The following is a 10119-nucleotide window of genomic DNA, read 5'->3' on the forward strand; positions in this document are numbered from 1 at the left end:
GCACTCGGCCCCCGGTATCCGAATTCCCGCGGAGAAGGATTCCCCGATGACCACCACCGCAGACGCCGGCGCACCCGCCCGCAGCGGGAACGCACAGACCGTCCACGAGCTCTTCGAGAGGCGGGTGGCGCTGACCCCGGACGCCACCGCGCTCAGCCGCGGCGCCGAGCGGATCGGCTACGCCGAACTCAACGCCAGGGCCAACCGGCTCGCCCACCTGCTGCGCGAGCGCGGCGTCGCCCCCGGCAGCAACGTCGCCGTCTGCGCCGAGCGCTCGCCCGAGGTGATCGTCGCCCTGCTCGCCGTGCTCAAGGCGGGCGGCGCCTACGTCGCCCTCGACCCCAAGCAGCCCTACGAACGCCACCGCACCCTCCTCGCCGACTCCGGCGCCAACGTCCTGCTCACCCAGGAACACCTCCTCGCCGGACTGGACGGGTTGCCGGAGCCGGTCGGGCACCCCGTGCTCCTCGACCGCCCCGACCCCTCCCTCGCCGACCGGCCCGCCACCGACCCCGGCCTGCCCGGCGATCCCGAGCGCCCCGCCTACATCGCCTACACCTCCGGCTCGACCGGCACGCCCAAGGGCGTCGTCGTCCCGCACCGTGCGGTGCTGCGCCTGGTCACCGAGCCGAACTTCCTCACCATCGGCCCCGAGGACGCGGTCCTGCAGTTCGCGCCGGTCGCCTTCGACGCCTCCACCCTGGAGATCTGGGCCCCGCTCCTCAACGGCGCCCGCCTCGCGGTCGTCCCGCCCGGCGAGCCCGGCCTCGACCAGCTCGCCGAAACGGCAGAGAACGAGGGCGTCACCATCATGTGGCTGACCGCCGGACTCTTCCACCAGATGGTCGACGGCCCCCTGCACCGCCTCTCCGGCGTCCGCCAGCTCGTGGCCGGCGGCGACGTGCTCTCCGTCACCCATGTGAACAAGGCCCTGGCCATGCTCCCCGGCATCCGCGTCGTCAACGGCTACGGCCCCACCGAGAACACCACCTTCACCTGCTGCCATGTGATGACCGAGCCCGTCGAATCCGACACCGTGCCGATCGGCGTGCCCGTCACCGGCACCCGGATCCAGATCCTCGACGAGCAGGGGCGACCGGTCACCGGCGAGGAGCCCGGCGAGCTCTACACGGGCGGCGACGGCGTGGCCCTCGGCTACCTCGGCCGCCCCGAGCAGACCGCCGAGCGCTTCGTCCCCGACCCCACCGCCCCGGGCCGCCTGCTCTACCGCACCGGCGACCTCGTACGCCGCCGCGCCGACGGGGTCGTGGAATTCCTCGGCCGCGCCGACCACCAGGTCAAGATCCGCGGCTTCCGCGTCGAACCGGGCGAGATCGAGGCCGCGCTGCTCGCCCGGCCCGAGATCACCGACGCCGCCGTCGTCGCCCAGGAGCACACGCGCACGGGCCGCCGGCTCGTCGCCTTCTACGTCGCCGACCACGGCCTGTCCGTACCCGAACTGCGTCGCGGCCTCGCCCGGACCCTGCCGCCCTACATGGTCCCCGCGGCCTTCGTCCGGCTCATGGCCATGCCGCTGACCCTCAACGGCAAGGTCGACCGCGCCGAACTCCGCAAGGACGTCAACCGCGACCGCCCCGACCTGGGCAGCGACTACCGCGCCCCCGAGGGTGAGGTGGCGGAGGCACTCGCGCTGATGTGGGGCGACCTCATGGAGATCGACGGGATCGGCGCCGACGACGACTTCTTCGAGCTGGGCGGCCACTCCCTGATGGCCACCCAGATCACGGCGGACATCGCCACCCTGTGGGGCGTCGAGGTCCCGCCCCGCGCCTTCTACGAGAACCCCACCGTGGCCGAACTGGCCCAGGTCGTCGAGGAGCTGAAGCGGTGAGGATCAGCGTTCCCGTCGAGGGCCAGGACATCGACCTGGACACCGTCGACCTCTTCGACCCCCGGCTCTACGCCACCGGCGACCCGCACCCCGTCTGGCACGCCCTGCGGCGGCGGGCCCCCGTCCACCGGCAGACCCTGCCCGACGGGCGCGCGTTCTGGTCGGTGACCAAATACCACGACGTCAACGACGTACTGCGGGACCACACCCGCTTCACCTCCACCAAGGGCACCCTGCTGAGCATCCTCGGCGCCCAGGACCCGGCCGGCGGCAAGATGATGGCCGCCAGCGACCCGCCCACGCACACCGCGATGCGCGAACCGCTGATGAAGGTCATGTCCCACCGTGCCCTGAAGGACCGGCAGCCGCAGATCCGCCGGATCGTGCACCGCCGCATGCTCGCGCACCTGCTGGACGGCGGCGTCTGGGACATCGCGACCACGGCCGCGGACTTCCCCATGGCCTTCACCGGCTCCCTCATGGGCCTGCCCGAACGGGACTGGCCGCGGCTGACCAAGCTCACCACCATGGCCGTCGCCCCCACCGACTCCGAGTTCCAGGAGGGCAGCGGCCACGGCACCCTCGTCGCCGCCCACCACGAACTCTTCGACTACTTCTCCCGGTTCGTCCGCCGGCACCCCGGCGGGGACGACGACCTCGTGGGCTTCCTCACCGGCATGGAGGCCGGCGGCCGCCGGCTGCGTCACGACGAGATCGTCTACAACTGCTACAGCCTGCTCCTGGGCGCCAACGTCACCACCCCGCACGCCATCGCCTCGACCGTTCTCGCCCTCATCGAGCACCCCGAGGAGTACCGGCGGCTGCTCGCCGACCCCTCCCTGGTGCCCGGCGCCGTCGACGAGGGACTGCGCTGGTCCTCACCCGCCAACCACTTCATGCGCTACGCCGTCCACGACCTCGAACTGCGCGGCGTGTCCATCAAACAGGGCGACGCGCTCGTCACCTGGCTCGGCTCGGCCAACCGCGACGAGGACGTCTTCCCCGACCCGTACCGCTTCGACATCACCCGCCGCCCCAACCGCCACGTGGCCTTCGGCTTCGGCCCGCACTACTGCGTCGGCGCGCCCCTGGCGAAGATCGCCCTGAACCTCCTCTTCGAGGAGATCGTGCGCGTGGTGGAGCGCTTCGAGGTCGCCGGCCCCGTCGAGCACCTGGAGTCCAACTTCGTGGCAGGCATCAAGCACCTGCCGCTCACCGCCCGGCTGCGCGACGGGGCGGAAGAACTGCTGCGGGACGCCGCCCGGGACGGACTGGTCGAAGCATGAGCGCCGACACGAAGCACCCCACCGCCTTCCCCTCCGACCCGGTCGGCATCGCCCAGCGGCTCATCCGGTTCGAGACCGTCAACCCACCCGGCGCGGAAGCCGCCTGCGTGCACTGGGTACGCGACCTCCTCGACGCCGCCGGACTCGACACCCGGCTGCTGGCCAAGGACCCCGCCCGGCCCAACCTGATCGCCCGGCTGCCCGGCCGGGGCCTCGTGCCGCCGCTGCTGCTCCACGCCCATGTGGACGTCGTCCCGGTGGCCGGGCAGGACTGGACCAGGGACCCCTTCGGCGGCGACGTCGTCGACGGCGAGCTGTGGGGGCGCGGCGCGGTCGACATGAAGGGCCACCTGGCCATGATGCTGGCCGCCCTCCTCCGGCTCGCCGCCGCCGGGACCCCGCCGGCCGGGGACGTCATCCTCGCGGTCGTCGCCGACGAGGAGGCGGGCAGTGCCACCGGGGCCCGCTTCCTCGTCGAGGAACACCCCGGGCTCTTCGCCGGTGTGCGCCACGCCATCGGTGAGGACGGTGGCGCCGAACTCGGCCTCGGCCGCCAGGCGCGGCTGCACCCCGTCGTGGTCGCCGAGAAGCGCGCCGTATGGGTCCGCGCGACCCTCTACGGCACACCCGGCCACGCCTCCCGCGCCGCCGGTCCCACCGGCGCCGCGCACAAGCTCCAGCGGCTGCTCACCGCCATCGACGGCGGCGGCCTGGGCACCCTCATGACACCCGCCGTCGACCGCATGCTCCAGGAACTGGCGGCGGCCCTGCCACAGCCCTTCGGCGGCCGCGTCGCCGCCTTCCGGGCCGACCCCGGCGACCCCGCCGCCCTCGCCGGCATGGACGAGACCGACGCCCGGTACCTGCGCTCCCTCGTCCAGCACACCGTCAACGCCACCGTCGTCCACGGCGGCACCGCCACCAACGTCCTGCCCGCCCGGATCGACGTCGAGCTCGACGGCCGGCTGCTGCCCGGCGACTTCGGCCGCGAGGACTTCCTCCGGCAACTGCGCGAACGCGTCGGCTGCGACATGGACCTGGAGGTCCTCGTCGAGGGCGACAAGATGCCCGCGCCACGGCTCGACGGGTTCTACGAACGGCTCGCCGGCATCCTCAAGGCCAAGGACCCCGAAGGCGTCCCCTTCCCCATGGTGACGACCGCCTCCACCGACGCCCGCCTCTTCCCCCGGCTCGGCATCCAGTGCTACGGGTGGTTCCCCCTCCTGCACGACCTCGACCGTTCCTACCGAGGCCGCCTGCACTGCCCGGACGAGCGGATCGCCGTCGGCGCCCTGGAGTTCGGGGCGGACTGCTTCCACGAATTGCTGATCGGCCATGACTGAACGGGCCCCGCGGCCGGACCCGGCGACCGGCCTGAGTGTGGTCGCCCTGACCGCCGGGCAGGTCCTCGCCGCCGGCCGCTCGGACCGCATCGCCGCCCTCACCAGAGCCGCCTACCACGGCTCCGACCCGCTGCCCGGCCTGCCCGTCCCCGACGGCGCCGCCGAGACCGGGGCCCGGGTCCGCGCCGACGTGGCCCGCGGCGCGACCGTCTGGCTCGCGCGCGACCGCGCCGGCGAACCCGCCGGAACCCTGCGTGTCCACGCCCGGCCCGACGGCGCCTGGGAGATCGGCCGGGTCTCGGTCGGCCCGGCCGCCCGCGGCGGGGGAGTGGCCCGGGCCCTGCTGCGCGCCGTCGAGAACACGGCCGCCGCACACGGCGTGCCCGTGCTACGCCTGGACGCGGTCGTCGAACGGTGCCTGCCCCCGCTCTACGCGCGCCTGGGCTTCACACCCGTACACCACTGGCCGAGCGGCGACAAACCCCTCACCGAGGTCACCATGGAACGCCGCCCGGGCGCGCCCGCGGACCCGCGCACACCACCCTGGGCCGCGCCGGACCCGGACGCCCTGTGCGTCCACTGGCTGACCACCCCGGCGGCCCTCGTCGCCGTCGTCGGCGACGACCCGGCCACCGTCCCCGGCGCCCGCCTCGCCGGTCTCGACGTCTGGCACGGCGCGACCTCACCGGAGCGGGCCCGCCTCACCGAACGGCTCGCCGCGCTCGGCCGCCGCGTCGGCGACACGGTCATCGCCTTCCCGTCCGCACGCGCCGCGACGCGCGCCCACCTCATGCCCCGCACCGTGGAACCACGCCTGCACGCCTGGTGCCGCTTCCGGCCCGGCGCGGAGCCGCCCCTGCGGGCCCTGCCCGCCGTCCCTACTGCCGCAGTCAGGTGCACTTGATGGATCGACTTCCCGACCGGGCCGACCGCCGACAGACCGAGGCCGTCCCGGTGAACCTCGCGGAACACGCCGACAACACCGGCATCACCCGCGCCGACACTCTCTCCGCGGGCGCCTTCAACATCTGGGGCAACACCTTCCCCGCCGACGAACTGCCCGCCGGCGGCCCCGTCGTCGTCGACGGCGTGCCCTTCCTGTTCCCCGAGGCCGCCCCCGGCCGGCCCGACAACATACGCTGCGCGGGCCAGCTGATCGAGGTGCCCACCGGGCGCTACGACTGGATCCAGCTGCTCACCGCCGCCGAGCGCCGCACCGAGGACCAGGTGCTGCTGCACTACGCCGACGGCTCGGTCGACCCCGAGTGGCTGCGCGTGCCCGACTTCTGGCCGGAGACCGGCTCCCGCGTAGGCGGCAGCCCCGCCTTCACCTGCACACGCATGCACTACCCGCGCCACGTCGAGCGCAAGATGGGCCCCGTCATCTGGCGCCACCGGGTGCCCGTGCCCCGCGAGAGCGACCTCGGCGCCCTGCGACTGCCCGACAACCCCGCCGTCCACGTCTTCGCGATGACCCTGCTGCCCGGCGCCCCGCTGGAGGTGGCCGCGTGAAGGCCCTGCTGGAGAACGTCCGCCCCTGGCGCCATGACCTCGGCGGCTGCCTGCACGGCTGCCTGGCCACCCTCCTGGAACACCGCGGCGTCCCCGCGCTCCCCGTCCTCGGCGCGGCCTGGACCTTCCGCCACTTCCCCGGCGGCGTCCGCCGCGAGGAGTACTACTACCCGTGCGCCGACGGCGAATCGCTGCTGACCGCGCTCGCCCCCCACCACCCCGTACGCTCCGTCTGGCACGAGCCCGCCGACGCGGCGACCGGCTGGGAGCAGGTCAGGGACGCGGTGGCCGCCGGCACACCCGTCGCCGTCGCCGTCGACAACTACCACCTGCCGTTCCGCCCCGCCTACCGGGACGTGCACTCCAACCATTTGGTCGTCGTGCACGGCTACGACGAGGAACGCGGCACCGTCCGCGTCCTGGACGCGGTGCCCCCCGCCTTCCACGGCGACATCACCCTCGCCGAACTCACCGCCTCGCGCGACTCCGGCAACGAGCTGGTCCACGAGCGCGACATGTTCTTCACCGGCGTCCACATCGACAACCGCTGGCTCTCCCTCGAACTGGACGCCGCCCCCGGGGACTTCCCCGCACTCGACCGCGCCGAGGTCGCCCGGGTCCTCGCCCTCAACCTCGCGCACTTCGCCGCCCCGCCCGACGGCGACGCCTGCACCGGCCTGGCCGGCCAGCAGGCCTTCCTGGAGGGCACCGTCAAACGGCTGACCGCCGGCGAGGACATCCGCGACGAACTGTTCGTCGCCGCGGGTGCCGCCCTCGCCTGCACCGCGGTCCACGCCGACTGGCTGGCCCTCGCCGGGCGCACCCTGGACCTCCCCGGCCTCGTCGAACAGGCCCGGTCGGTGGAGCGCGTCGCCCACCACTGGTCCGCCGTCCGCATCATGGCGGCGCTCACCCGGGACGGCGGACTCACCCCCCGGCGCCTGGCCGGCCGCGTCCACGCACTCCTGAAGGACCACGAGAGCGCCCTCACCGCGCTCGACGACGAGAGGGCAGAACTGTGACAGCACAGCGGCCGACCGACCCCGCGAGCCGCCTCGCGATGCTCGGCGGCACCCGGGCCGTACCCAAGGACCTGCGCATCGCCGCCTGGCCACGGGTCACGGAGCAGGACGAGGAGGCCGTACGCCTGGCCCTCGCCTCCGGCCGGTACACCACCGCCTCCTCCGGCGAGCGGGAGATCCCCGGCCTGGAGGAGGAATGGGCGCGCCACACCGGCACCCGCCACGCCATCGCCGTCAGCAACGGCACCGCCGCGATCACCGTCGCCCTCGGCGCCCTCGGCATCGAACCGGGCGACGAGGTCATCGTGCCCGCCCTGAGCTTCGTCGCCACCGCGGCCGCACCCCTGCACCTGCTCGCCGTGCCGGTCTTCGTCGACATCGACCCGCGCACCTACAACATGACCCCCGAGGCGATCGAGGCCGCGATCACCCCGCGCACCAAGGCGATCGTCGTCGTCCACCTGCACGGCCTGCCCGCCGAGATGGACGAGATCACCGCACTCGCCGCCCGCCACGGCATCGCCGTCGTCGAGGACGCCGCCCAGGCGCACGGCGCCGAATACCGGGGCCGCCGGGCCGGCTCCATCGGCGCGATCAACACCTTCAGCCTCAACGTCAGCAAGAACCTCGCCACCTGCGGCGAAGGCGGTCTGATCACCACCGACGACGACCGGCTGGCCACCCGCGCCACCATGCTGCGCCAGTTCGGCGAGCTGATCCCCGAGCGCGGCGAACGCTCCTACGTCGCCCACTTCCTCGGCTGGAACAACAAGCCGAGCTCCCTCCAGGCCGCCTTCACCCGCAGTCAGCTCACCCGCCTGCCCGAGGAGTCCGAGCGGCGCGACGAGAACGTACGGCGGCTCCTGGAGCGCGTCGCCGCACTGCCCGGCTTCCTGCCGCCGGTCGTCCCCGACGACCGTACCCACGCCTGGCACATCCTGCGCTTCCGTGTCGACCCGGCCGCCTTCGGCCTCGCCGACCACCTCGCCGGACCGTTGCGCGCCACCGTCCAGCGCGCCCTGCGCGCCGAGGGCGTGCCCGCCGCCCCTTACCAGCTGATGCCCCTGCCCGCCCAGCGCGTCTTCCGCGAGCGCCTGGGCCTCGGCGGCTACCCCTGGGCCCTGCCCGGCGTCCCCGAACGCCCCTACCGCGAGGAGGACTTCCCGGTCACCCACCGCGTCATCGACGACTCCTTCGCCCTTCAGAAGGCCCATCTGCACCCGGACGCCGGCCCGCTGCTCCAGCGGTACGCCGACGCCTTCGAGAAGGTCTGGGAGCACCGCGACAAGCTCACCAGGATCGCCGCGTCCATGCCCTACACCCACCCCTGGGAACAGGCCGAGAAGATCGCGGAAGCCGAGTGGGACGCCGCGTTCGGCACACCGGAGGGACGGGCATGAGCACCGGCGCACAGCTCCGCCAGGAGCTCACCGACATGTGGCAGGACATCTTCGCCGTCCCCGACGAGGAGTTCGACAGCGAGGAGAGCCTCTTCGAGGCCGGCGGAACCTCCCTGCAGGCCGTCCAGCTCATGACGCGCATCGAGGAGTCCTACGGCGTCCAGATCCCGCTGCCCGTCGTCTTCGCCGAGGGCAGCGTCGACCGGCTCGTCGAACTGGTCGAGGAGGGGCTGCTCGCCTCCCTCGGCGAGCTCTCCGAGGAGGAGGCCCTGCGCATGCTCCAGGAGGAGACCGAGCGGGCCGCGCGCGATGCCTGAGCGGCTGGCGGTCGTCTACGACAACGGGGCGGTCAGCCCCGTGGAGATCGCCCACGCCGCGACCGGCCTGTGCGACATCGTGCTGGTCGTGAACCCCGGCTCCCCGGCGGTGGCGGCCTCGCTGCCCGTACTGGAACGCGCCGGCACCCTGGTGGAGCACACCGACGACACCCCGCCGGACGCCACGGCGCGGCGGCTGAGGGAACTCGGCACCGTCGGCGTCACCACCTTCACCGACGCCCGCCTCGAACTCACCGCCCACCTCGCCCAGGCCCTGGGCCTGCGCTTCCACACCCCCGAGGTGGCCGCGGCCCTGGGCGACAAGCTGCGCCAGCGCACCCGGCTGGCCGCGGCCGGCGCCCCGGTGGTGAGGTTCGCCGAACTGTCCCGCTCCGAGGACACCGAGGAGGCGCTGGCGGCCGTCGGACTGCCCGCCGTCCTCAAGCCCCGGCGGGGCGCGGGCAGCCGGGCCACGTTCCCCGTCGGCTCCGTCGCCGAGTTCCACCGGGTGGCCGCCGAACTGCTGGCGGCCGGCGAAGGCCCGCTGATCGCCGAGGAACGCCTTCTCGGCGACCCCACCGTCGCCGGCCCCCGCTGGGGCGATTACGTCTCCGTCGAATCGGTCGTCGACGGGGACCACGTCACCCATCTCGGCATCACCGGCAAGCTCCCCCTCGTCGAACCCTTCCGCGAGAGCGGGGTGTTCTTCCCCAGCACCCTGGACGAGCCCGCCGCCGCACGCGTCCTGGCACGCGCCGAGGAGGCGCTGAGGGCGCTCGGCGTGACCTCCGGCGTTACCCACACCGAGTTCAAGCTCACCCCGGACGGCCCGCGGCTCATCGAGGTCAACGGCCGCCTCGGCGGCTTCGTCAACGACCTCGTCGGCCGCGCCACCGGTGTGAACGTGCTCCGCCTCGCCCTGGAGAACGCCCTGGCCACGGGCGCCCCCGTACCGAGCCGGCTCGACGCGCCCGCCGCGACCCGGCGCGTCACCTTCCAGCGCTTCGCCCCGCCCCCCGTCACGGCGACCACCGTGACCGGCCTCAGCGGCCGCAAGGAGGCCCGGCGCCTCCCCGGCGTCGCCCGCGTCGAGATCGTCCGGCGGCCCGGCGACCCCGTCGACTGGCGGCAGGGCACCCAGGCGTTCACCGCCATCGTCTACGGGGAGGCCCCCGGCCACGAGGCCCTCGGCGAGACCCTCGCGGCACTCGACGACACCCTCCGCGTCGACTACGACGCCTGACCGCCGCACGACGGCGGGCCCGGTCGGTCAGCACGGTGTCCACAAAGCGGGGACGGCGGCTCCACACCCGTGTGGACGCGCCGTCCCCGGCCTTCTCACTAGCGTCTGGATCCAGGGTCGTCCTGCCACGACCGGATCGGCAGA

The 10119-nt window shown here is 73.8% G+C and carries 9 protein-coding genes; all 9 read left to right on the plus strand.

Annotated features, from left to right (window positions below; all coding sequences use genetic code 11):
* Window positions 1-46: 46 nt before the first annotated feature.
* Genes LUZ64_RS34085 through LUZ64_RS34125 form a run of 9 tightly spaced genes read left to right on the plus strand, consistent with a single transcriptional unit; the run spans window position 47 to window position 9975 of the window.
* Complete coding sequence (locus tag LUZ64_RS34085) at window positions 47-1852, plus strand: non-ribosomal peptide synthetase (RefSeq protein WP_095584426.1); 1806 nt, start codon at window positions 47-49, stop codon at window positions 1850-1852.
* Window positions 1849-3138, plus strand: a complete 1290-nt coding sequence (locus LUZ64_RS34090; RefSeq protein ID WP_095584425.1) for a cytochrome P450 — start codon at window positions 1849-1851, stop codon at window positions 3136-3138. The genes LUZ64_RS34085 and LUZ64_RS34090 overlap by 4 nt, the downstream gene beginning before the upstream one ends.
* Window positions 3135-4481, plus strand: a complete 1347-nt coding sequence (locus LUZ64_RS34095) for a M20/M25/M40 family metallo-hydrolase (RefSeq protein ID WP_095584424.1) — start codon at window positions 3135-3137, stop codon at window positions 4479-4481. Before LUZ64_RS34090 ends, LUZ64_RS34095 begins: the two co-directional genes overlap by 4 nt.
* Window positions 4474-5385, plus strand: coding sequence for a GNAT family N-acetyltransferase (locus LUZ64_RS34100; RefSeq protein ID WP_095584423.1), 912 nt, complete (start codon window positions 4474-4476; stop codon window positions 5383-5385). Before LUZ64_RS34095 ends, LUZ64_RS34100 begins: the two co-directional genes overlap by 8 nt.
* A complete protein-coding gene (locus LUZ64_RS34105) occupies window positions 5385-5993 on the plus strand; it encodes a beta-sandwich domain-containing protein (protein ID WP_095584422.1) in 609 nt (202 codons plus the stop codon). Before LUZ64_RS34100 ends, LUZ64_RS34105 begins: the two co-directional genes overlap by 1 nt.
* Window positions 5990-7015 (plus strand): BtrH N-terminal domain-containing protein, encoded by a 1026-nt coding sequence (locus LUZ64_RS34110; protein ID WP_170116933.1) that lies wholly within the window; start codon window positions 5990-5992, stop codon window positions 7013-7015. Before LUZ64_RS34105 ends, LUZ64_RS34110 begins: the two co-directional genes overlap by 4 nt.
* The gene (locus tag LUZ64_RS34115) at window positions 7012-8415 is read left to right on the plus strand and encodes a DegT/DnrJ/EryC1/StrS family aminotransferase (protein WP_095584420.1); all 1404 of its coding nucleotides are present in this window, start codon (window positions 7012-7014) and stop codon (window positions 8413-8415) included. Before LUZ64_RS34110 ends, LUZ64_RS34115 begins: the two co-directional genes overlap by 4 nt.
* Window positions 8412-8732, plus strand: a complete 321-nt coding sequence (locus tag LUZ64_RS34120) for an acyl carrier protein (RefSeq protein WP_095584419.1) — start codon at window positions 8412-8414, stop codon at window positions 8730-8732. The genes LUZ64_RS34115 and LUZ64_RS34120 overlap by 4 nt, the downstream gene beginning before the upstream one ends.
* Entirely contained in the window at window positions 8725-9975 is a 1251-nt protein-coding gene (locus LUZ64_RS34125) for an ATP-grasp domain-containing protein (protein WP_095584418.1), read from the plus strand. The genes LUZ64_RS34120 and LUZ64_RS34125 overlap by 8 nt, the downstream gene beginning before the upstream one ends.
* The last annotated feature ends 144 nt before the right edge of the window (window positions 9976-10119 follow it).

This window comes from Streptomyces albireticuli, assembly GCF_021228125.1.
Lineage (GTDB): Bacteria > Actinomycetota > Actinomycetes > Streptomycetales > Streptomycetaceae > Streptomyces > Streptomyces albireticuli.

Coding starts and splice junctions, on each gene's coding strand:
- LUZ64_RS34085 (WP_095584426.1), top strand. CDS start 47: ATGACCACCACCGCAGACGCCGGCGCACCCGCCCGCAGCGGGAACGCA.
- LUZ64_RS34095 (WP_095584424.1), top strand. CDS start 3,135: ATGAGCGCCGACACGAAGCACCCCACCGCCTTCCCCTCCGACCCGGTC.
- LUZ64_RS34100 (WP_095584423.1), top strand. CDS start 4,474: ATGACTGAACGGGCCCCGCGGCCGGACCCGGCGACCGGCCTGAGTGTG.
- LUZ64_RS34105 (WP_095584422.1), top strand. CDS start 5,385: ATGGATCGACTTCCCGACCGGGCCGACCGCCGACAGACCGAGGCCGTC.
- LUZ64_RS34120 (WP_095584419.1), top strand. CDS start 8,412: ATGAGCACCGGCGCACAGCTCCGCCAGGAGCTCACCGACATGTGGCAG.
- LUZ64_RS34125 (WP_095584418.1), top strand. CDS start 8,725: ATGCCTGAGCGGCTGGCGGTCGTCTACGACAACGGGGCGGTCAGCCCC.